Below are 21858 nucleotides of genomic sequence, written 5' to 3'. Positions count from 1 at the left end.
GTGGGTTTGACATCATAATTTCTATAACGTATCATTGATTGGGAAAGTTAAGAGATATAGGAGAATGGATGAATGACTTTAAAAAAAATAGTGAATCGAGCTTACCCAATCATTGTTATGACGGTGTTTTTATCTATATTTTCAATGATAGTAAGTAAATTTTTTATCCCGAAAATAATATTAATGAGTGGTGAATTTCCTTATCCGACTGAGGAGTATACTCCCCAAAAAGTCGGTGCTGTTATAGCGGCAACGTTGCTTTTATTTGCGCTCTTCTTTATGTATTATAAAAGGGTTATTAATAAAATGAAAAGAACGCACACAAATATTATGATTGCTTTAGGTATCGTAATCATTTTGACGACGGAAATAATGATTACTTCCATCGCATTTAACCCTGTTATAGGAGATTATGCCATCCTTAAACAAGGAATTGTTTCTGTGTTTAATGGAGATAATCAATTTTTAGAAATGGGACAGCTTCTATTTTATCCATATAATACACATATTGTATTATTAGGAGGATATTTTGCGAAATTGATAGGAAGCGTAGATGTAGCGATGAAAATATTACCGATAGTGTGTATAACAGGTAGTATTATTTTAAATGTATTGATTGTAAGGAAAATTACAAACTTTAAAGTTGCTCACATATCGATCGTGTTATCTGTGCTAAACATTTTTATATATTGGCAGGCGCCAGTTTTCTATACACATACATTAGTAATATTTTTTATTTCAGCAACGATGTATACATATTTGTGTTTAAAAACGGCGGAAACAAAAAGAATGAAGATTATTTTATGGATTTTATTAGGGGGTTTCGCAGCTTGTACTTATATTATAAGACCGACAGCATTGGCGGTAGCGTTAGCGATTTTAATTGAAAATATTTTTAAGTTTCGTAAGGAGTATTCCGTAAAGGTATTAAGTAGTGTTTTATTTTGTTTAATCCTTATTATAAGTTTTAAAGGTATAACGACAAAGCTAAATCTTAGTACCGATAATGAAATTGAAAAAATTCCATTCACTCATTGGGTGAAAATGGGGCTGAACAAAGATACGTATGGTGTGTGGAATCAGGCAGATGCAGATTATATTGATGATGAAAACATAAAGAATACAAAGGATTTGAATGAACACAATAAAGAAGTTATAGTGCAACGTTTCAGTGAACTTGGTGTAACGGGTTATGTACAACATTTAAATGAAAAAATAACTAGAGAATGGGTATCAAGTCAGTTCTCCATGTACCGTATTGGAGAATGGTTTGAGCAGAAGAATGACACGATAACTAATTACGTATCGAACTATAGTACAAAGAATTATGAAATCGTTACTATATATTCGTATGTTATCAAATTATTCGTTTATGTAGCTGTTCTGGCGGCTGTTATACTTTATAAAAAGAAAGATGAAAATGAATCGGAAGTTATACGTATTGCGATGATTAGTACGTTAGGTGTGTTTACTTTCTTATTACTATGGGAAACAGCTCCTCATTATACTTATGAGGCATTTGCATTTATGAATATTCCAGCTTCTTTAGGATTATATAAATTGTTTATGATTTTTAACAAAGAAAAGAAAACTGCATAATTTGAGTAACTGAAACGAGTAGTAAGAACCCCCTCTTTTATTAAAAGAGGGGGTTTCATTTATTGATTATAAATGTTTGAAGAAAAGATTAAACGGAATCATAGTATATCTGTTAAAGGATTTTAGCGGGGAAGTCATCCGTGATATAATAGAAAATAATAAAAAGCCCTGCAAAACAGGACTGTATTATTCTTCGTCTTTATTTTGTTTTTCTAATTCAACTAACTTTTGAATTAAAATGTGCTGCGGCATATGCATAAGTTGTTCGAGTGGAACACCTAATGCCTTTGATAGGCGGACTGCAGTGTCTGGAGAAATTTGTAATGGTCTCATAGAAGTACCTCCTTTTTCGTATAGTATAGCATAAGATTGGGGGAGTGAGGATGACTCTTATATTTGCGCATCGTGGTGCAGCGGGAACGTACCCAGAAAATACAATGATTTCATTTGAAGCAGCTGAATCTTTTAGAGCAGATGGAATTGAACTTGATGTTCAATTAACGAAAGACGGAAAGGTTGTCGTCATTCATGATGAAACAGTGAACAGGACAACAAATGGAAAAGGTGCGGTTCGAAATTATGTATATGAGGATTTATGTAAATTAGATGCGAGCTACACATTCAGTGATAAAGTAGGATTTTGTAAAATCCCTCTTTTAGAAGAGGTGTTAGAATGGATTGAAAAAACAGAGTTGCTACTTAATATTGAACTTAAAAATAATAAAATTCCATACAGAGGTTTAGAAGAAGAAGTTATAACGCTTGTGCGGAAATATAATCTAGAAGATCGTGTTATATTTTCTTCATTTAATCACTACAGTATGAAAAAGTGTCATATGATGGCTCCTGATATTCAAACAGCGATTTTATATCGCGAAGGTTTGCATAGTCCATGGGCGTATGCAAAAAAAATGGGTGCTACAGCAGTACACCCAAATTATCGTTATCTGCAAGATGCTGTTGCTGAATTAACGATGGAGAGTGGTGTAGAGGTTCGTCCTTATACAATTAATGAAGAAACGCTTATGCGAAAATATTTTGATATGAATATTTCGGCGATTATTACTGATTACCCTGAAACGGCAAGAATCTTATTGCCAATAAAAAAATGAGACCGCGTGTAACGGTCTCATTTTTTTATTTATCCCGCTATTTGCGGGCAGTAAGACCCCGCCTCAAAATTCAGTGAAAGCAAAGAAGTTAGGTGGGAGATCAACCGCCCGTAAAAGCCCGATTGGTGAGGGCTGATAATCAGTAGGGCTTTCTTATCTTCTAAAGCGAGCTTGTACTTTATTTCGTTTACGGTCTCGGTGTAAGACGAAGCCACCAAAAATATAAAACCCGAGCGCGAAGCAAAGAGCGCCAATTAAAAATTGTAACCACAGTATAGAAAGTGGAGGAAATAGAATCCCAAATACAGTATCTCTCATTAACTTAATGCCAAACACAGCTAATGAAATAGGAATGAGTGCTAATAATAGAGCAAGGTAACGCTGCATATAAACGCTCCTTTTCAGATTATTTTGTTTATTTTAATGATGTTATATGGAAAGGGGGTTTGTCAAGAGGGGGCTGAACGAGTAAGATAAGGGTGTGAAAAATTTTGCAGAGATACTTCGAGAGGAAGTGTAACATATGAAACAAAAAGTGTTAATTGTTGGTGCCGGTGAAGGTGGCAGTACACTGCTCAATCTGTTACAAAGTTCAAATATATTTCAAATTATAGGGATTATTGATATAAATCCGTTAGCGAAAGGATTACAAATGGCTACGGAATATGGGGTTACGATTGGAGAGAGTGTAACGCAGTTTCTTACTATGCACATTGATGTAATGTTTGATATGACAGGTGACGCTGATTTACATAAAGTTTTATTAAAGAAGAAGCATAAAGATACGCTGCTTATACCAGGTGATATTGCGAAAATTGTTACGAGATTAGCACATGAGAAGGAAGATTTAATTGGAAAGTTAGAAGAACAAACGCAGCAAGGGGATTTAATTTTAAATTCTACACATGACGGTATGATTGTGATTGATCGAGAGGGACAAGTTCGCCTGTTTAATAAAAGTGCAGAGCGTATTATCGGATATAAAAAAGAAGATGCGGTAGGGAAATATATTTTAGAAGTTATTCCGACTAGTAAATTGCTTCGTATTATACGTACGAAACAAATAGAAGTAAATTATGAACTGACATTAGAGAATGAAAAGAAAATTATTACAACCCGTATTCCGATATTAAAAGAAGGAGGAGAGGTACAAGGGGCATTTGCGATTTTTAAAGATATAACAGAAGTTGTAGATCTTGCGGAAGAAGTTACAGATTTAAAAGAGATTCAAACGTTACTTGAGGCAATTATTAACTCATCTGAAGAAGCGATTTCAGTCGTGGATGAAAAAGGAAGAGGGTTAGTGATTAACCCTGCCTATACGAAATTAACAGGTTTAACAGAAGAGGACATTATTGGAAAGCCAGCTACAACTGATATTGTAGAAGGTGAAAGTATGCATATGAAAGTACTTCGAACGCGTAGGGCGGTAAGAGGAATACATATGAAGATTGGGCAAAAAAAGCGAGATGTAATTGTAAACGTAGCACCAGTCATTGTGGATGGGATATTGAAAGGGAGCGTTGGTGTAATTCGTGACGTATCAGAAATTCAAAAGTTAACAAATGAATTGAATAGGGCAAGGCAAATTATTCGAACGTTAGAAGCGAAATATTCATTTGATGACATTGTCGGAAATTCTGATGAAACAACGGCGGCTATCGAGCAGGCAAAACTTGGGGCGAATACACCAGCGACAGTATTACTACGCGGAGAGTCAGGGACAGGTAAAGAATTGTTTGCGCATGCAATCCATAATGGAAGTAATCGAAAATATAATAAGTTCGTTCGTGTAAACTGTGCAGCTATTTCGGAGACTTTGCTAGAAAGTGAATTATTCGGTTATGAGGAAGGGGCATTTTCTGGCGCGAAAAGAGGCGGAAAACGTGGATTCTTTGAGGAAGCGAATAACGGTAGTATCTTTTTAGATGAAATAGGGGAACTATCTGCAAATACGCAGGCGAAACTTCTTCGCGTGTTGCAAGAAAAAGAGATTGTAAAAGTTGGTGGAACGAAAGCGATTCCTATCAATGTTCGAGTAATTGCAGCGACACATGTGAATTTAGAAAAAGGCATTCTAGAAGGCGAGTTTAGGGAGGACTTATATTATCGATTAAATAAAATTCCAATTCAAATTCCATCTCTTCGTCAGCGTAAAGGGGACATACCGGCAATTGCAGAAAGATTAATTCAAAAAATTAATCAAGATTATGGCCGAAATATAGAGGGGCTCACTGATTCGGCTATTTTATATTTACAATCATATGAATGGCCAGGAAATGTGAGGGAGCTTGAAAATATTTTGGGGAGAGCTATTATCTTTATGAATTATAACGAGACCTATATTGATGTACACCATTTACCGCCATTACATAATGAAGAGCAGGTGGAGTCAAAGCAAACTCATTTATTACCCGAGTTAGAGGAAAAGCCACTTGACCATTTAGTGACAGAGTTTGAAGGGAATATCATTCATGAATATTTAGAGAGGTTTGGCGGAAATAAAACACAAACGGCAAGAGCGTTAGGAATTTCGGTCCGAAATTTATATTACAAGCTAGAAAAGTATGAGTGTGCAAAAAATAGCATGCAATAAATTGCGTACCATGCAATTTATTGCATGGTATACAAAATACGACAAATCAAGACAGAATATTTTGTTATTTTCCAAAGTATTGATTTTACTGCATTTTGAATGCGTTTTCATTATTGGTAAGACCACTTTGAAAAGTTGGCACGGTATTTGCTTTATAAAAAGACGAGGGACGACGGAAAGGGTTGATTACAAAATATGAAGTTAGAACACTTAATTGATCAAGCAGCAGGCCAGCCTAAAAAAACTGTGGCTGTAGCAGTAGCTGAAGATCATGAAGTAATTGAAGCTGTAGCGAAAGCAATTACATTACAGCTAGCTCAATTTCGTCTATATGGAAATCAAGAAAAAATAATGGGGATGTTACAAGAACATGGTTTACAAACTTCAGAACATATTGAAGTGATTGCAGCAGCATCAAGTGCTGAGGCTGCAGAGCTTTCTGTTAAAGCTGTAAGAAATGGCGAAGCAGATGTGCTTATGAAGGGAAACATCCCAACAGCAAATATTTTGAAAGCTGTATTAAATAAAGAGTGGGGACTTCGTAAAGGGAGCGTACTTTCACACGTTGCAGCATTTGAAGTTTCAAATTACGATCGTCTAATTTTTGTTACAGATGCAGCGATGAACATTGCACCTGATGTAACACAGAAAGCTGCTATTATACAGAATACTGTAGAAGTTGCCCGGGCAATAGGAATAGATCTGCCAAAGGTAGCGCCAATTGCAGCGGTAGAGGTTGTGAATCCTGCGATGCAAGCGACAATTGATGCAGCGATGTTAACTCAAATGAATCGCCGCGGACAAATTAAAAATTGTGTCGTTGATGGACCACTTGCTTTAGATAATGCAGTATCACAAATTGCAGCAGAACATAAAGGCATAGTAAGTGATGTAGCAGGTAAGGCAGACATTTTACTCGTCCCAACGATTGAAGCTGGAAATGTGCTATACAAATCACTCGTATACTTTGCGGATGCAAAAGTAGGAGCTATGATTGCTGGCGCAAAAGCACCGATTGTTTTAACATCTCGTGCTGATTCAGCAGAAACAAAAGTATATTCATTAGCATTGGCAGTTGCGACTGCTTCAAAATAAACCAAAAAGGGTAAAACACTAGGGGGAAACGACAATGACATTAGAAATCTTCGAATACTTAGAAAAATATGATTATGAGCAAGTAGTATTTTGTCAAGATAAAGAATCTGGTTTAAAAGCAATTATTGCAATTCATGATACAACACTTGGACCAGCTCTTGGTGGAACAAGAATGTGGACATATGATTCTGAAGAAGCGGCGATTGAAGATGCATTGCGTCTTGCAAAAGGGATGACATACAAAAACGCAGCAGCTGGCTTAAACTTAGGTGGTGCGAAAACAGTAATTATCGGTGATCCACGTAAAGATAAGAGCGAAGCGATGTTCCGCGCATTAGGACGTTACATTCAAGGACTAAACGGACGTTACATCACAGCTGAAGATGTTGGTACAACAGTAGATGATATGGATATTATCCACGAAGAAACTGACTTTGTAACAGGTATTTCACCATCATTCGGTTCTTCTGGTAACCCATCTCCAGTAACTGCATACGGTGTTTACCGTGGGATGAAAGCAGCTGCGAAAGAGGCTTTCGGTACTGATAATTTAGAAGGAAAAGTAATTGCTGTTCAAGGCGTTGGTAACGTAGCATATCACCTATGCAAACATTTACACGCTGAAGGAGCAAAACTAATCGTTACAGATATTAATAAAGAAGCTGTACAACGCGCGGTAGAAGAATTCGGTGCATCAGCAGTTGAACCAAATGAAATTTACGGTGTTGAATGTGATATTTACGCACCATGTGCATTAGGCGCAACAGTTAATGACGAAACTATTCCACAACTTAAAGCAAAAGTAATCGCAGGTTCTGCAAATAACCAATTAAAAGAAGATCGTCATGGCGACGTGATTCATGAAATGGGTATTGTATACGCACCAGACTATGTTATCAATGCTGGTGGTGTAATTAACGTAGCAGACGAGTTATATGGATACAATAGAGAACGTGCACTAAAACGTGTTGAGTCAATTTATGACACAATTGCAAAAGTAATCGAAATTTCAAAACGTGATGGCATTGCAACTTATGTAGCAGCAGATCGTTTAGCTGAAGAGCGCATTGCAAGCTTGAAAAACTCTCGTAGCACATACTTACGCAACGGTCACGACATTATTAGCCGTCGCTAATCATTCATATATTACTTTTACAAAAGGTGTGGTTACCTCTTACGAGGTTTCCACTTCCTTTTGAATTTATTAGTGGAGGTAGCAACAGTGTCCTTAAATCGAATTCTTGTTATTAATCCGGGTAGTACATCCACAAAAATTGGTGTTTTTGATAATGAAAGACCCGTTTTAGAAGAGACTATTCGTCATGACGAAGAACAAATTGGAAAATATAAGAGAATTATCGACCAATATGAATTTCGTAAAGAAACGATCTTAGAAGTTCTACATTCTCACGGTATTAACATTTCAAAGTTAAACGCAGTTTGTGGGCGCGGGGGATTACTTCGTCCAATCGAAGGCGGAACATACACAGTGAACGATTCGATGTTAGAAGATTTAAAAAATGGCTTTAGCGGTCATCATGCTTCAAATCTTGGAGGCATTTTAGCATATGAAATCGCTTCTGGATTAAATATTCCGGCATTCATAGTAGATCCTGTCGTTGTAGATGAAATGGAGCCGATTGCTCGTATAAGCGGTATTGCTGGTATGGAACGTAAAAGCATTTTCCATGCATTAAACCAAAAAGCAGTTGCTCGTAAAGTAGCTGAAGAATTAAATCACAAATACGAGGATTTAAATTTATTAGTTACACATATGGGCGGCGGTATTACAGTTGGTGCTCATAAAAAAGGAAAAGTTATCGATGTGAATAACGGCTTAAACGGTGAAGGACCATTTAGTCCAGAGCGTGCTGGTACAGTACCGGTAGGACAATTAGTTGAGATGTGTTTCTCTGGTGAGTATTACCGTGACGAAATGGTTAAAAAGCTTGTTGGACAAGGTGGACTTGTAAGTCTAATCGGTACAAATGATGCAATCAAAGTAGAACAAATGGTTGAAAAAGGTGATCCGGAAGCAACTCTTATTTATAAAGCAATGGCATATCAAGTTGCGAAAGAGATTGGCGGAGCTAGCGCTGTACTTCACGGGAAAATTGATGCAATCGTTCTAACTGGTGGACTTGCGTACAGTAAAATTCTTGTCGATGAAATAAAAGAACGTGTGGACTGGATTGCTGATGTTATCGTACATCCAGGGGAAGATGAATTACAAGCATTAGCAGAAGGAGCACTTCGTGTATTACGTGAAGAAGAAGCGCCGAAAGAGTATGTTGTACGAGAAAAACAAACAGTAGCTAGGGGTTGAGATAATGGCAAGAGAATATGATTTAGTCATCGTTGGCGGCGGTACTGGTGGTTATGTTGCTGCTATTCGAGCATCGCAACTAGGTTTAAAAACTGCACTTGTTGAAAAAGAAAATCTTGGTGGTACTTGTTTGCACAAAGGATGTATTCCTAGTAAAGCTCTTTTACGTAGTGCGGAAGTATACGCAACTGCTAAAAAAAGCGAAGAGTTCGGGGTTATTGCAAGTAATGTAGAACTAAACTTTGCGAAAGTACAAGAGCGTAAAGAGAAGATTGTAACGCAACTTCATAAAGGTGTTCAACACCTAATGAAACAAGGTAAAATTGATGTGTTTGAAGGTATTGGCCGTATTCTTGGCCCATCTATTTTCTCTCCAATGCCAGGGACAATTTCAGTTGAACTTGCAAGTGGAGAAGAGAATGAAATGTTAATTCCAAAAAATGTACTTGTTGCAACAGGTTCTCGTCCGAATTCATTACCAGGTTTAGAATTAGACGGAGAGTATGTAATGTCTTCCGATCATGCTCTAAAAATGGAAACGCTTCCTAGTTCGATTATTATCGTTGGTGGCGGTGTAATCGGTATTGAGTGGGCATCTATGCTTGCTGACTTCGGTGTAGAAGTTACAGTATTAGAGTATGCGAAAACGATACTACCACTTGAAGATCAGGACGTTTCAAAAGAAATGCAACGTCTATTCAAGAAAAAAGGTATTAAAGTGGTAACTGGTGCAAAAGTATTACCAGAAACATTGGTAAAAGATAATGGAGTAACAATTCAAGCTGAACATAACGGTGAGAATAAAGAATTTAAAGCAGAAAAAATGCTTGTATCTGTAGGAAGACAAGCCAATACGCAAAATATTGGTTTAGAGAATACGGATATCGTTGTGGAAAAAGGATACATTCAAACAAATGAGTTTTATCAAACGAAAGAATCTCATATTTACGCAATTGGAGATGTAATCGGTGGCTTACAACTTGCTCACGTTGCTTCTCATGAAGGAATTGTTGCAGTAGAACATATTGCAGGTAAAGAAGTTACACCAATTGATTATTCTATGGTATCAAAATGCGTATATAGCAGTCCGGAAGTTGCTTCTGTCGGTTTAACAGAACAAGAAGCGAAAGAAAAAGGCTATAAGTTAAAAGTAGGTAAGTTCTCATTCCGTGCAATCGGAAAAGCACTTGTATACGGCGAATCAGATGGTTTCGTAAAACTTGTAGTTGATGAAGAAACAAATGACATTCTTGGTGTTCACATGATTGGACCACATGTAACAGATATGATTTCTGAAGCTGGTCTTGCAAGAGTACTTGATGCAACACCGTGGGAAGTAGCACATACAATTCATCCGCATCCATCATTATCTGAGGCGATTGGTGAAGCAGCATTAGCTGTAGATGGAAAAGCGTTACACGCATAAAAATGTGGATTTAGGAGGTTATGAAAAATGGCAGAAGTAAAAGAAAAGCGCCATGAAGAGCTTGGCTTAAGTGATGAGCAAGTATTAGAGATGTTCCGTACGATGTTACTTGCACGTAAAATCGACGAACGTATGTGGTTATTAAACCGCGCTGGTAAAATTCCATTCGTAATTTCTTGTCAAGGACAAGAGGCGGCACAAGTTGGAGCAGCATTCGCTCTTGATAGAGAGAAAGATTATGCATTACCATACTACCGTGATATGGGTGTTGTACTAGCGTTTGGTATGACAGCTAAAGAACTTATGTTGTCTGCTTTCGCGAAAGCTGGAGATCCAAACTCTGGTGGTCGTCAAATGCCTGGTCACTTCGGTCAAAAGAAAAATCGTATTGTGACAGGATCATCTCCAGTAACAACGCAAGTACCACATGCAGTTGGTATTGCATTAGCTGGAAAAATGGAAAAGAAAGATTTAGTAACGTTTGTTACATTTGGAGAAGGTTCTTCAAACCAAGGTGACTTCCATGAAGGCGCAAACTTTGCTGGCGTACACAAACTACCTGTTATTTTCATGTGTGAAAATAATAAATACGCAATCTCTATTCCAGTTGAAAAACAATTAGCATGTAAAAATGTATCAGATCGTGCAATTGGTTACGGTATGCCTGGATATACAATAGACGGAAACGATCCACTTGCAGTATATACAGCCGTAAAAGAAGCTGCAGACCGCGGCCGTCGTGGTGAAGGCCCAACTTTAATTGAAACAGTATCATATCGTTTAACAGCACATTCTAGTGACGATGATGATCGTGTTTATCGTGATAAAGAAGAAGTAGAAGAAGCAAAGAAAAAAGATTCAATTATAACATTTGCTGCTTATTTAAAAGAAGCTGGCGTGTTAACTGAGGAATCTGAAAAACAAATGTTAGACGAAATTATGCATATCGTAAATGAAGCAACAGAATATGCAGAAAATGCTCCGTATGCAGCACCTGAAGATGCATTGAAGCACGTATACGCAGAATAGGGGGGAACGTTTCATGGCTGTAATGTCTTATATTGATGCTATTACATTAGCAATGCGCGAAGAAATGGAACGCGATGAGAAAGTATTCGTTTTAGGTGAAGATGTTGGTAAAAAAGGTGGCGTATTTAAAGCGACACATGGTTTGTATGATCAATTTGGTGAAGATCGTGCGCTTGATGCACCGCTTGCGGAATCTGCAATTGCTGGGGTAGCAATTGGTGCGGCAATGTATGGTATGCGTCCAATCGCTGAAATGCAGTTTGCTGATTTCATCATGCCAGCAGTAAACCAAATTGTTTCTGAGGCAGCAAAAATTCGTTATCGTTCTAATAACGATTGGACTTGTCCAGTTACAATTCGTGCACCATTTGGTGGGGGTGTCCACGGTGCATTGTATCATTCACAATCTGTGGAAGCGATGTTTGCAAACCAACCAGGTTTAAAAATTGTTATCCCTTCTACACCATATGATGCAAAAGGCTTATTAAAAGCAGCAATTCGTGATGAAGATCCAGTATTATTCTTCGAACATAAACGTGCATATCGCTTAATTAAAGGTGAAGTGCCAGAGGATGATTACGTATTACCAATCGGAAAAGCAGATGTAAAACGTGAAGGTGATGATATTACTGTTATCACATACGGATTATGTGTTCATTTTGCTCTTCAAGCAGCTGAAAAGTTAGCACAAGATGGCATCTCTGCACATGTTCTTGATTTACGTACTGTATATCCATTAGATAAAGAAGCAATTATTGAAGCAGCTTCTAAAACAGGTAAAGTTCTTCTTGTAACAGAAGACAATAAAGAAGGAAGTATTATCAGTGAAGTGGCAGCAATTATTGCGGAAAACTGTCTGTTTGATTTAGATGCGCCAATCGCACGTCTTGCAGGTCCAGACGTTCCAGCGATGCCATATGCACCAACAATGGAAAAATTCTTTATGGTAAATCCAGATAAAGTTGAAAAAGCAATGCGTGAACTTGCGGAATTTTAATCGGGGGGACTATACATGGCTGTAGAAAATATCACAATGCCTCAGCTCGGGGAGAGCGTTACAGAGGGTACAATTAGTAAATGGCTCGTTAATGTTGGCGATCACGTAAATAAGTATGATCCGCTTGCAGAAGTAATGACTGATAAAGTAAATGCTGAAGTACCATCTTCTTTCACTGGTATTGTGAAAGAGTTAATCGCTGGTGAAGGTGAGACGTTAGCTGTAGGCGAAGTAGTTTGTGTTATTCAAGTAGAAGGCGCAGATGAAGTAGCAGCGACAGCTGTTGAAGAAAAAACAAAAGAAGAACCAAAGGCAGAAGTAGCTACGTCTGCAAAAGCACCGAAAGCAAAACAACCAACTGATGGAAAACCACGTTTTTCACCAGCTGTTTTAAAACTTGCGGGTGAGCATAACGTTGATTTAGATCTAGTAGAAGGTACGGGAGCAAATGGCCGTATCACTCGTAAAGATATTTTAACGCTAGTGGAATCTGGAAATATTCCGCAAGCAGGTGCGAAGAAAGAGGAAGCGGTAGCAGCAGTAGTAGAAGCTCGTCCAGAAGCACCAAAAGCTGCGCCAGTCGCACAAAAAGTAGAAGCGGCAAAACCAGTTTCTGTACCAACAATGCCTGGCGATATCGAAATTCCAGTAACAGGTGTGCGTAAAGCAATTGCAGCGAACATGTTACGTAGTAAACACGAAGCACCACACGCTTGGATGATGATTGAAGTAGATGTGACAAACCTTGTGTCATACCGTAATTCAATTAAAGGTGATTTCAAAAAACGCGAAGGCTTTAACTTAACGTTCTTTGCTTTCTTCGTAAAAGCAGTAGCACAAGCGTTAAAAGAGTATCCTCAAATCAATTCAATGTGGGCTGGCGATAAGATTGTTCAGAAGAAAGATATAAACCTTTCTATCGCTGTTGCAACAGAGGACGAACTATTTGTACCAGTAATTAAACACGCGGACGAGAAGACGATTAAAGGTATCGCTCGTGAAATTACAGAGCTTGCAGGAAAAGTACGCACGAAATCGTTAAAAGCGGACGAAATGCAAGGTGGAACATTTACAATTAATAACACAGGATCATTCGGTTCTGTTCAATCTATGGGTATTATTAATTACCCACAAGCGGCTATTTTACAAGTTGAATCAATTGTAAAACGCCCAGTTATTATGGATAACGGTATGTTCGGTGCTCGCGACATGGTTAACTTATGTTTATCACTTGATCACCGTGTACTAGATGGCCTAATTTGTGGCAAGTTCTTAGGACGTGTAAAAGAAATTCTAGAAAATACGTCAGAAAATAATACATCTGTATATTAATAAAAAGCTCGCTTATGCGAGCTTTTTATCATCTTATTTCTTCATTTGCATCCTACTATATGTACAACACTTTTCCCGGCAATCTTACAATGAACGAGTATGTATTAGAAATTTACGAAAATACATTGCTGATATATGGTATATAGATATAAAATAAGAAAAGAATAATTTTTTTGGCAAATCTTACTGACGAAACTGTAGTATAATATATTGTATTGTATGAAAAAGAGAGTTATTCTATATAAGTGTTTTATAGATAATGTGTAATCAGTCGTCAAAACATGAAGAATGTTGACTCCTGGTTTTTTATTTTGCTGTAACAATGTTTCAGGAGGATGTCATGAAAAGAAGTACCGAGTTTCTAAAAAGTTTAGATGTAAAATTAATATTAATTTTGTTTGCATTATGTGTTACGAGTATAGCTGCTATATATAGCAGTCAGCAAACTGGCCAATATGGAGAGGCAAACTTTGCGATGAAACAGGGTTTGAACTACATAATTGGAGTTGTATTGTTACTGCTTGTTGCAAGCATTGACTTAGATCAATTACAAAAATTGTCTTGGCCACTTTATATCGTTGGATTTGCTTCACTTATTCTTTTGAAAATACTACCGGTTTCCACTTTTACACCTGAAAAATTAGGTGCAAAAAGATGGTTTGTGTTTCCATTAGTTGGACAAATTCAGCCATCTGAGTTTTTCAAAATTTCCTTGCTTCTCGTAGTAGCAAGTATAGCAGTGAAACATAATGCACAGTATATGGCAAGAACATTCCAAACAGATTTACAATTAGTAGGTAAAATTATGCTAGTATCTCTCCCGCCTATGGCTGTTGTATATAGCCAACCGGATACAGGGATGGTGTTCTTATATGCTGCTGCTATTGCATGTATTTTATTTATGTCAGGTATTCAGAAGAAATTGATAGCGTTATGTACAGTTATTCCGGTGACCGTTTTATCTGCGTTAATATTTATTTACGTAAGGTATGAGGATTTCTTCTTTAATAATTTAGTTACGTTACTAAAACCTCACCAACAATCACGTATTGTAGGTTGGTTAAATCCATTTGAAAATGCAGATCAAGGTTATCAAACGCAGCAATCGATTTTAGCTGTAGGTAGTGGTGGTATGGAAGGGAAAGGGTTTGGCGAAGGGAACGTTTATATCCCTGAGAAGCATACTGACTTTATTTTTGCTACAATTGCCGAAGAAGGTGGATTTATCGTAGCAGCGTTAGTTGTATTCTTGTTCCTATTACTACTTTATCGAACAATTATTATCGGTTATTCTGCTGATAATTTATTCGGTACATTATTATGTGCTGGATCAATTGGAATATTAACGGTTCAAATATTCCAAAACATCGGTATGATCGTTGGGTTAATGCCTGTAAAAGGGATTGCATTACCTTTCTTATCATATGGGGGAAGTTCCTTGTTCTCAAATATGATTATGATGGGTCTCATATTATCGGTACGGAAAACGTATAAAAAGTATATGTTTTCTGTTAAGTAAAAAGCTGGTTCGTTTAAATACGAACCAGCTTTTTTACATATATGCTCTTAAACGTTGCAAACTAAAACAGAATAGCAGTTTGAGACGGGTAAGGAGAAAGAAACAGCAAACAAAAACATAGAAAAAAGTAGGCAAAGTAGTTATTTACACAAGAGTATCAAATCCAGGTCAGAAAGATGATTTAGAAAATCAGGTTGAGTTTCGCAAATGCACGAGGGATAATTGTAGATAAAGTTATCAAAGGTATTGGTAGCGGATTAAACTACAAAAGAAAACAGTGGAATAAACCTGATTGACAGTTGTATGGAAAGAAATATTTCGACGATCATCATGGCACACAAAAATAGATTTGTACGTTTTGGATATGATTGGTTTGAAAAGTTTCTTCGTAAAATGGGAGTGGAAATTATGATTGTTAACAATGAAAAACTATCTCCTCAAGAAGAACTTGTTCAGGATTTAATATCTATCATTCATGTATTTAGCTGTAGAATATATGGGTTGAGAACATACAAAAAGAAAATGTCGGAGGATGGAGACTTATGAAAAGAGCATATTTAATAGAAATCAAACCGACAACTGAACAAGTTAGTAAAATCCATCAAACTATTGGGGTGTGTCGATATGTATATAACCTGTATATCTCTAAAAATAAAGAGGCATATGAGTCGGAGGGGAAATTTCTTAGTGGCTATGACTTTTCTAAATGGCTAAACAACATTCATACAAAAGAGTGTGACCAGTGGATTAAAGAAGTGTCGAGCAAAGCGGTAAAACAAGCGATTATGAATGGAGATAAAGCTTTTAAGCGATTTTTTAAAGGTTTATCTAAGTTTCCGCAATATAAAAAAAAGAAGAAGCAAAATGTGAAGTGCTACTTTCCGAAAAACAACAAAACAGATTGGACAGTAGAAAGGCATAGAGTAAAAATCCCCACAATTGGTTGGATAAGGTTAAAAGAATATGGATATATCCCTAAAAATGCAACTGTAAAAAGTGGCACAGTATATCAAAGAGCAGGAAGATATTTTGTATCTGTACTTTGCGAATTGGAAGAAATGGCAACAAAGTTAGCACTCAATAAAATAGGTCTAGGGATTGATTTAGGAGTGAAGGATTTTGCTACACGTAGCGATGGTATCGTTCATGAAAACATCAACAAAACAATAAAAGTAAAAAAGATAGAAAAACGGTTAAAACGTGAACAACGCTCTTTAGCACGTAAATTTGAAAATCTAAAAAAGAGAGGTGAAAAATCTGTTACTAATAAAAGAGTGAATATAGATAAAAATGTTCTTAGAGTGCAAAAGTTGCATGCTCGATTAGCGAATATTCGAATAGAGTATGTAAAGTCTATTGTAACGAATGTGGTGAAAACCAAGCCAACGTTTATTACAGTGGAAGATTTGAATGTGAAAGGTATGATGAAGAATAAACATTTATCTAAAACAATTGCCAAGCAGTCTTTTTTTGCTTTTAAAACGTGGCTTTTGACGAAATGTGAGGAATATGGAATTGAATTACGTCAAGTAGACCGGTTTTATCCATCGTCAAAGTTATGCTCATGTTGCAGTCAAAAGAAAGCGGATTTAAAGCTATCTGACCGAGTATATACATGTGAATGTGGCACTGTAATGGATAGAGATTTGAACGCAGCGATCAACCTTTTACAAGCAGAAGAATATACAATACTAACGTAAATAGATTGTATATATGTACGGTGGGCTACATCGGAATTTACGCCTGTGGAGTGTCACAGCAAACTGTAGTAGCAAGCGATTAGCGAGGCAGGGCACGTAGAAGCAGGAAAACTCTAAGAATATACATTTGTCTATATTTTTAGTAGCAGTGCAAAGTGATGCATATGCATATTTTTGAAGGGGCACGGCATCTTTCTAATAGTGAGTGGGTTATTCGGGCTATTATAGCATACATATTTTTAATATTAGTTGCGAAAGCGATGGGACAAAGGTCCATCGCACAACTTCGTTTTTTAGATGTCGTATTAGTGTTATTGCTTGGTGGGAATATTTCTAACGCATTATCTGATGAAAAAGTGGGATTACTCGGTTCGATGATTACAACGTTCATACTCGTTGTACTTCACATTATAAGCTCAGTCTTAATGTTGAAATGGGATAGATGGAGACGCTTTTTAGAGCCGGCACCTATTATTCTTATACATAATGGTTCCATTGATTTTAGCAATTTGAAAAAAGCGAGAATTACGGTGGAATATTTATTTTCGGAACTTCGTATGCGAAATGTGAGCGATATTCAAACGGTTAAATTAGCATTATGGGAAGCAAGCGGTGTTGTTTCTATATTTCAGTATCCCCAATATGAAGCAGCTTCACGACTTGATCTGAAAGTGGCGGGAAGAAGATCTCCAGTTTCTTTTGTATTAGTAAAGGATGGGAGCATTCAGCAAGATGTTCTAGCTTTAGTAGGAAAAACAGAAGAGTGGGCGAGAGAATTTTTAGAGAAGAGCGCAGAAGTTGAATCCATTATGTTAGCTACAGTAGATGAAGCTCATAAAATAAATATTTTGTTAAAAAAATGAAAAATATACGCATTTTGTCGTTTCATACATATGATACAATAGTGTGGACAACGAAAAAGGAGGGATACGATGGGATATGTAGAGGAGTTACGAAAAGTAGTTGGTCATCGCCCTTTAATTTTAGTTGGTGCTGTTGTACTCGTTATAAATGAACATGGATATGTATTATTACAGCAAAGAACAGAGCCTTACGGAAAATGGGGATTGCCTGGCGGGCTAATGGAGCTTGGCGAATCACCAGAAGAAACAGCTTGCCGTGAAGTATATGAAGAGACAGGAATAGAAGTGAAGAACCTTCGATTAATTAATGTATTTTCAGGAGCGAACTATTTTACAAAACTAGCAAATGGTGATGAATTTCAATCCGTAACGACAGCCTATTATACCGAGGAATACGAAGGGGAGTTTGTTATGAATAAAGAAGAAGCGGTTCAGCTTACATTCTTTCCACTAACAGAACTACCTGACTATATTGTAGGATCGCATAAAAAAATGATTGTGGAATATATAAAAATTATGGGAAACAAGATATAATACAATGAAAGAGATACAAAAACACAGTTCTGGTCGGTAGTCCAGACGCATGATTACATGTCAGTAACCTTCCCCTCCGGGATGTCCAGTATTTCTAATTTTTTTAAAGGAGGGGCTGTCAATGGATTTGACAGTATATCACGATGGTCAATTTTTCGTAGGAATTATTACGCATAAAGAAAAAGGGAAATTGTATGGAGCACGGTATATTTTTGGAATGGAACCTTCAGATGAAGAAGTACTTATATTTGTGAATGGTCCAATGTTAGCGTATTTCCAGCACGTTGCAAAATGCGGTGTGGAAGTGAAAGGAAAACAACGTCCAAAAAATATAAAACGTATCATACGACAAGCGGCAAAAGAAGTAAATGTAAAACGTTTTACTAAGGCACAAGAGGCAATTGGCTTATCTTATGAACTGCATAAACAAGAAAAGAAAGTGCGGTCTAAAGAGATGCGAGAAGCTGAAAAACAAAGAAGACGTTTAATCAAAGTACAAAAAGCAAAGCAAAAGCATCGTGGCCATTAAGAAAAGGTGTTAGAGCAAGAGCTCTAACACCTTTTCTATACCCAAATACAAGTAAACTTACTTGTATTTCATAAACATTAACTGGTAAGATACAAATAGGTAGTTTTAGAGGAGGGAAAAGATTGATTAATTTTAACTTTTTTATGAATGATGTTGTCCGCCAAGCGCGTGAAGAGATTGTCTCTGCTGGATATACAGAATTGACGACGCCGGAAGCAGTAGAAGAAGCGTTTAAAAGAAATGGAACAACACTTGTAATGGTAAACTCTGTATGTGGTTGTGCAGGTGGTATTGCTCGTCCTGCTGCTGCGCATTCCGTACATTATGATAAACGTCCTAACCATCTTGTAACGGTGTTTGCAGGTCAAGATAAGGAAGCAACAGCAACAGCTCGTGAATATTTTGAAGGATATCCACCTTCTTCTCCATCATTCGCTTTATTAAAAGATGGAAAAATTGTAACGATGGTAGAACGTCATGAAATTGAAGGTCATGAACCAATGCAAGTTATTGCAAAGCTACAATCTTATTTCGAAGAGAATTGTGAAGAACTATAAATATAAGTGAAAAGGCGGTACGTCCACAATGAAGTGGATGTACCGCCTTTTTTTATTTAGTATTAAAATTTATCCCGCTTTAATGAGCAGTAAGACCCCCACCTCAAAATGCAGTGAAAGCAAAGAAGTTAGGTGGGGGATGAAGAACCCCCCCACTGATTAAAGTTTCACTTTATGGGACATGCATAGTTATGTTGTTTTATGCAATATTTTATACATGATAAACGTTATTAATATTGTTATTTTATTTATTTTTATTTTATATATTGCATAAAAATGAAAGTGCTGATACAATACAAACATCGAATAAATATTCTATTAAACTTTTAAATATACATCGTTAGGGGGAAGAAAGATGAAGAAGTTATTATCGATATCGTTTGCACTTATTTTAATTGTAAGTATGTTCAGCGCTTGTAGTAATGGGGAAGAAAAGGCTAGTGGAAAAAATAAAAAAGTACTGGTTATGGGGACTTCAGCAGATTATAAACCATATGAATACGTGGAAGCTTCAAAAAGTGATGAAATTATCGGCTTTGATGTTGATGTTGCTAAATATATCGGAAAAGAACTTGGTTATGAAGTGAAAGTGAAAGATATGGATTTTGGTGGTTTATTAGCATCTCTTAGCTCAGGAAAAGTTGATTTCGTAATGGCAGGTATGACGCCGACTGCAGAGCGTAAAAATAATGTTGATTTCACAGATATTTATTTTGTTGCGAAAAACATGGTCGTTTCTAAAAAGGATTCTAACATTCAATCTGTAGAGGATTTAAAAGGGAAAAAAGTAGGGGTACAAACAGGATCTATTCAAGAAGAGAAAGCGGCAGAATTTAAAAAACAAGTAGATTTCAAAGTTGAGGGACGTGACCGTATACCAGAAATCGTACAAGAAATTAAAGCTGGTCGTTTTGACGCTGCAATTATAGAAGACACAGTTGCTAAAAATTATTTAGAAAAAATGAAAGAATTACAAGGAATTGAAATTCAAGAAGCACCAGAAGAAGTAGGAGCAGCAATTGCCCTTCCGAAAAACAGTGATAAAACAGCTGAATTTAATAAAGTAATTAAAAAAATGCAAGAAAATGGAGAAATGGATAAATTAGTGAAGAAATGGTTTGGCAGCGAAAAATAAGCTGCCTTTCACTTTTCTGTGAGGGGAATGAACAGAATGAACTTAGATTTTTCGGCGATTACGCCTTCGATACCATATATACTAAAAGGCCTAGAAGTTACTTTGAAAATTGTAGCAGTATCAGCGTTAGTTGGGTTTATTTTAGGAACGTTATTAGCGCTTTGCAAAATTGCTAGAATACGAGCATTAAATATAGCGGCAGATTTTTATACATCAATCTTCCGTGGTACACCACTTGTATTGCAATTAATGATTATTTATTTCGGTGTCCCGCAAATAATTGGTTATGAAATACCAGCCTTCGTAGCAGCTGTATTAGCATTTAGCTTAAATTCAGGTGCATATATGTCAGAGGTAATTCGTGCCGGCATTCAAGCGGTTGATAATGGACAAACAGAAGCAGCGATGGCTTTAGGGATTCCTTACGGAAAAATGATGCGAAATATTATTTTCCCTCAAGCATTAAAAAATATATTACCAGCGCTTGTGAACGAGTTTGCGACACTTACGAAAGAATCGGCTGTAGTAACAGTAATAGGAGCGACCGATTTAATGCGCCGTGCTTACATTGTAGGCGGTGAGACGTTTAAATATCTTGAACCATTACTTTTTGTTGGACTAATTTATTATATGCTAGTCATTATTCTTACATTAGTCGGGAAGGCAATTGAAGGGAGAATGAAGAAAAGTGATTAAAATTGAAAACCTTCATAAATCATTTGGAAAAAACGAAGTATTAAAAGGAATTACAACAACGATTGAAAAAGGGGAAGTAGTAGCAATTATTGGACCGTCTGGATCAGGGAAATCAACATTTTTACGTTGTATGAATGTGCTAGAGGCACCGACAAATGGTCACATTTGGATTGGAACGGAAGAAGTAACGAATCCGAAAACGAATATTATGCACGTTCGTGAAAATGTCGGAATGGTATTTCAGCATTTTCACCTATTTCCTCATATGACTGTATTAGAAAATATTACGTATGCTCCTATCAATGTAAAAGGAGTAACGAAACAAGAAGCTGACAAGAAAGCCGAGAAACTTTTAGAAAAGGTCGGTTTATTAGATAAAAAAGATACGTATCCAAACCGTCTTTCGGGAGGACAAAAGCAACGTGTGGCAATTGCGAGAGCGTTAGCGATGGAACCAGAAGTTATGTTATTTGATGAACCAACATCAGCACTAGATCCAGAGATGGTAAAAGAAGTGTTAGAAGTTATGAAATCATTAGTTACGACAGGAATGACAATGGCGATTGTTACACATGAAATGGGATTTGCAAAAGAAGTAGCAGATCGTGTTCTCTTTTTAGATGGTGGAAAGCTTGTAGAAGATAGTGCGCCAGCAGAATTTTTTGCAGCACCGAAAAGTGAACGTGCGCAACAATTTTTACAAAAAATATTGTAATATGTAAAGGTTACGTGAATAATAAGTAGAAAAGGATGACATTGTGTCATCCTTTTTTTATACTAACTGTAAATACGTTTATACATATAGGAGCAGTG

21 protein-coding genes and 1 pseudogene are annotated in these 21858 nt (G+C 36.8%); 20 read left to right on the top strand and 2 right to left on the bottom strand.

Annotation, left to right across the window (positions count from 1 at the left end):
* Positions 1-72 precede the first annotated feature (72 nt).
* On the top strand, positions 73-1599 hold the full coding sequence (locus MHB74_RS20470; protein ID WP_061677476.1) for a hypothetical protein: 1527 nt from the start codon (positions 73-75) through the stop codon (positions 1597-1599).
* A gap of 186 nt (positions 1600-1785) precedes the next feature.
* Here MHB74_RS20470 and MHB74_RS20465 read toward each other — a convergent pair whose 3' ends face one another.
* The gene (locus MHB74_RS20465; RefSeq protein WP_001247671.1) at positions 1786-1932 is read right to left on the bottom strand and encodes a YycC family protein; all 147 of its coding nucleotides are present in this window, start codon (positions 1930-1932) and stop codon (positions 1786-1788) included.
* Positions 1933-1982: 50 nt separating this feature from the next.
* Here MHB74_RS20465 and MHB74_RS20460 point away from each other — a divergent pair, with 50 nt between their 5' ends.
* The gene (locus MHB74_RS20460) at positions 1983-2711 is read left to right on the top strand and encodes a glycerophosphodiester phosphodiesterase (RefSeq protein WP_061677478.1); all 729 of its coding nucleotides are present in this window, start codon (positions 1983-1985) and stop codon (positions 2709-2711) included.
* A gap of 153 nt (positions 2712-2864) precedes the next feature.
* Here the strand turns inward: MHB74_RS20460 and MHB74_RS20455 are convergent, their stop codons facing one another.
* Entirely contained in the window at positions 2865-3098 is a 234-nt protein-coding gene (locus tag MHB74_RS20455) for a DUF2627 domain-containing protein (RefSeq protein ID WP_001190187.1), read from the bottom strand.
* A 136-nt stretch (positions 3099-3234) separates the two neighbouring features.
* Between MHB74_RS20455 and MHB74_RS20450 the strand changes: the two genes are divergently transcribed.
* From MHB74_RS20450 to MHB74_RS20365, 18 genes and pseudogenes are all read left to right on the top strand, one after another.
* Positions 3235-5307 carry a sigma-54 interaction domain-containing protein gene (locus tag MHB74_RS20450; RefSeq protein ID WP_061677481.1) on the top strand — a complete coding sequence of 691 codons (2073 nt, stop codon included), beginning with the start codon at positions 3235-3237 and terminating at the stop codon, positions 5305-5307.
* A gap of 195 nt (positions 5308-5502) precedes the next feature.
* A complete protein-coding gene (gene yqiS, locus MHB74_RS20445) occupies positions 5503-6402 on the top strand; it encodes a phosphate butyryltransferase (protein ID WP_061677483.1) in 900 nt (299 codons plus the stop codon).
* A gap of 34 nt (positions 6403-6436) precedes the next feature.
* The gene (locus MHB74_RS20440; RefSeq protein ID WP_000171356.1) at positions 6437-7537 is read left to right on the top strand and encodes a leucine dehydrogenase; all 1101 of its coding nucleotides are present in this window, start codon (positions 6437-6439) and stop codon (positions 7535-7537) included.
* An 87-nt stretch (positions 7538-7624) separates the two neighbouring features.
* Positions 7625-8728 (top strand): butyrate kinase, encoded by a 1104-nt coding sequence (gene buk / locus MHB74_RS20435; protein ID WP_000056195.1) that lies wholly within the window; start codon positions 7625-7627, stop codon positions 8726-8728.
* A 4-nt stretch (positions 8729-8732) separates the two neighbouring features.
* Positions 8733-10154 carry a dihydrolipoyl dehydrogenase gene (lpdA, locus tag MHB74_RS20430; protein WP_000090438.1) on the top strand — a complete coding sequence of 474 codons (1422 nt, stop codon included), beginning with the start codon at positions 8733-8735 and terminating at the stop codon, positions 10152-10154.
* Positions 10155-10181: 27 nt separating this feature from the next.
* The gene (gene bfmBAA, locus MHB74_RS20425; RefSeq protein ID WP_061677485.1) at positions 10182-11183 is read left to right on the top strand and encodes a 3-methyl-2-oxobutanoate dehydrogenase subunit alpha; all 1002 of its coding nucleotides are present in this window, start codon (positions 10182-10184) and stop codon (positions 11181-11183) included.
* Between the two features lie 13 nt (positions 11184-11196).
* The gene (bfmBAB, locus tag MHB74_RS20420; protein WP_000290073.1) at positions 11197-12180 is read left to right on the top strand and encodes a 3-methyl-2-oxobutanoate dehydrogenase subunit beta; all 984 of its coding nucleotides are present in this window, start codon (positions 11197-11199) and stop codon (positions 12178-12180) included.
* Between the two features lie 15 nt (positions 12181-12195).
* Positions 12196-13512, top strand: a complete 1317-nt coding sequence (locus MHB74_RS20415) for a dihydrolipoamide acetyltransferase family protein (RefSeq protein WP_061677488.1) — start codon at positions 12196-12198, stop codon at positions 13510-13512.
* A gap of 340 nt (positions 13513-13852) precedes the next feature.
* The gene (locus MHB74_RS20410; protein ID WP_061677489.1) at positions 13853-15031 is read left to right on the top strand and encodes an FtsW/RodA/SpoVE family cell cycle protein; all 1179 of its coding nucleotides are present in this window, start codon (positions 13853-13855) and stop codon (positions 15029-15031) included.
* A 133-nt stretch (positions 15032-15164) separates the two neighbouring features.
* Positions 15165-15577, top strand: a pseudogene (locus tag MHB74_RS20405) (IS607 family transposase); the annotation flags it as partial.
* Positions 15574-16731: an RNA-guided endonuclease InsQ/TnpB family protein gene (locus tag MHB74_RS20400; protein WP_098373992.1), complete on the top strand. Its 1158-nt coding sequence runs from the start codon at positions 15574-15576 to the stop codon at positions 16729-16731. The pseudogene MHB74_RS20405 and the gene MHB74_RS20400, both read left to right, overlap by 4 nt.
* Positions 16732-16889: 158 nt before the next feature.
* Entirely contained in the window at positions 16890-17594 is a 705-nt protein-coding gene (locus tag MHB74_RS20395) for a DUF421 domain-containing protein (protein WP_061678081.1), read from the top strand.
* 69 nt (positions 17595-17663) lie between these two features.
* Positions 17664-18128 carry an NUDIX hydrolase gene (locus MHB74_RS20390; protein ID WP_061678082.1) on the top strand — a complete coding sequence of 155 codons (465 nt, stop codon included), beginning with the start codon at positions 17664-17666 and terminating at the stop codon, positions 18126-18128.
* A gap of 121 nt (positions 18129-18249) precedes the next feature.
* Positions 18250-18657 carry a YjdF family protein gene (locus MHB74_RS20385; protein ID WP_061678083.1) on the top strand — a complete coding sequence of 136 codons (408 nt, stop codon included), beginning with the start codon at positions 18250-18252 and terminating at the stop codon, positions 18655-18657.
* Positions 18658-18800: 143 nt separating this feature from the next.
* Positions 18801-19214, top strand: coding sequence for a BrxA/BrxB family bacilliredoxin (locus MHB74_RS20380; protein ID WP_002008492.1), 414 nt, complete (start codon positions 18801-18803; stop codon positions 19212-19214).
* Positions 19215-19569: 355 nt separating this feature from the next.
* Entirely contained in the window at positions 19570-20349 is a 780-nt protein-coding gene (locus tag MHB74_RS20375) for a transporter substrate-binding domain-containing protein (protein WP_061678084.1), read from the top strand.
* A gap of 36 nt (positions 20350-20385) precedes the next feature.
* The gene (locus tag MHB74_RS20370) at positions 20386-21045 is read left to right on the top strand and encodes an amino acid ABC transporter permease (protein WP_001046924.1); all 660 of its coding nucleotides are present in this window, start codon (positions 20386-20388) and stop codon (positions 21043-21045) included.
* Entirely contained in the window at positions 21038-21760 is a 723-nt protein-coding gene (locus MHB74_RS20365; RefSeq protein WP_061678085.1) for an amino acid ABC transporter ATP-binding protein, read from the top strand. Before MHB74_RS20370 ends, MHB74_RS20365 begins: the two co-directional genes overlap by 8 nt.
* Positions 21761-21858: the final 98 nt, after the last annotated feature.

The sequence above is a fragment of the Bacillus sp. FSL K6-0069 genome (genome assembly GCF_038007785.1).
Classification (GTDB): domain Bacteria; phylum Bacillota; class Bacilli; order Bacillales; family Bacillaceae_G; genus Bacillus_A; species Bacillus_A mobilis.
This window is presented reverse-complemented; position numbering and strand designations above follow the sequence as displayed.

Excerpts from the sequence above, each read along its gene's own strand:
- bfmBAA (WP_061677485.1), top strand. The coding sequence starts at position 10,182 with ATGGCAGAAGTAAAAGAAAAGCGCCATGAAGAGCTTGGCTTAAGTGAT.
- MHB74_RS20410 (WP_061677489.1), top strand. The coding sequence starts at position 13,853 with ATGAAAAGAAGTACCGAGTTTCTAAAAAGTTTAGATGTAAAATTAATA.
- MHB74_RS20375 (WP_061678084.1), top strand. The coding sequence starts at position 19,570 with ATGAAGAAGTTATTATCGATATCGTTTGCACTTATTTTAATTGTAAGT.
- MHB74_RS20415 (WP_061677488.1), top strand. The coding sequence starts at position 12,196 with ATGGCTGTAGAAAATATCACAATGCCTCAGCTCGGGGAGAGCGTTACA.
- MHB74_RS20395 (WP_061678081.1), top strand. The coding sequence starts at position 16,890 with ATGCATATGCATATTTTTGAAGGGGCACGGCATCTTTCTAATAGTGAG.
- MHB74_RS20380 (WP_002008492.1), top strand. The coding sequence starts at position 18,801 with ATGAATGATGTTGTCCGCCAAGCGCGTGAAGAGATTGTCTCTGCTGGA.
- MHB74_RS20450 (WP_061677481.1), top strand. The coding sequence starts at position 3,235 with ATGAAACAAAAAGTGTTAATTGTTGGTGCCGGTGAAGGTGGCAGTACA.
- MHB74_RS20465 (WP_001247671.1), bottom strand. The coding sequence starts at position 1,932 with ATGAGACCATTACAAATTTCTCCAGACACTGCAGTCCGCCTATCAAAG.
- MHB74_RS20440 (WP_000171356.1), top strand. The coding sequence starts at position 6,437 with ATGACATTAGAAATCTTCGAATACTTAGAAAAATATGATTATGAGCAA.
- MHB74_RS20390 (WP_061678082.1), top strand. The coding sequence starts at position 17,664 with ATGGGATATGTAGAGGAGTTACGAAAAGTAGTTGGTCATCGCCCTTTA.
- MHB74_RS20455 (WP_001190187.1), bottom strand. The coding sequence starts at position 3,098 with ATGCAGCGTTACCTTGCTCTATTATTAGCACTCATTCCTATTTCATTA.
- bfmBAB (WP_000290073.1), top strand. The coding sequence starts at position 11,197 with ATGGCTGTAATGTCTTATATTGATGCTATTACATTAGCAATGCGCGAA.
- MHB74_RS20385 (WP_061678083.1), top strand. The coding sequence starts at position 18,250 with ATGGATTTGACAGTATATCACGATGGTCAATTTTTCGTAGGAATTATT.
- MHB74_RS20370 (WP_001046924.1), top strand. The coding sequence starts at position 20,386 with ATGAACTTAGATTTTTCGGCGATTACGCCTTCGATACCATATATACTA.
- MHB74_RS20460 (WP_061677478.1), top strand. The coding sequence starts at position 1,983 with ATGACTCTTATATTTGCGCATCGTGGTGCAGCGGGAACGTACCCAGAA.
- MHB74_RS20470 (WP_061677476.1), top strand. The coding sequence starts at position 73 with ATGACTTTAAAAAAAATAGTGAATCGAGCTTACCCAATCATTGTTATG.
- lpdA (WP_000090438.1), top strand. The coding sequence starts at position 8,733 with ATGGCAAGAGAATATGATTTAGTCATCGTTGGCGGCGGTACTGGTGGT.
- MHB74_RS20400 (WP_098373992.1), top strand. The coding sequence starts at position 15,574 with ATGAAAAGAGCATATTTAATAGAAATCAAACCGACAACTGAACAAGTT.
- yqiS (WP_061677483.1), top strand. The coding sequence starts at position 5,503 with ATGAAGTTAGAACACTTAATTGATCAAGCAGCAGGCCAGCCTAAAAAA.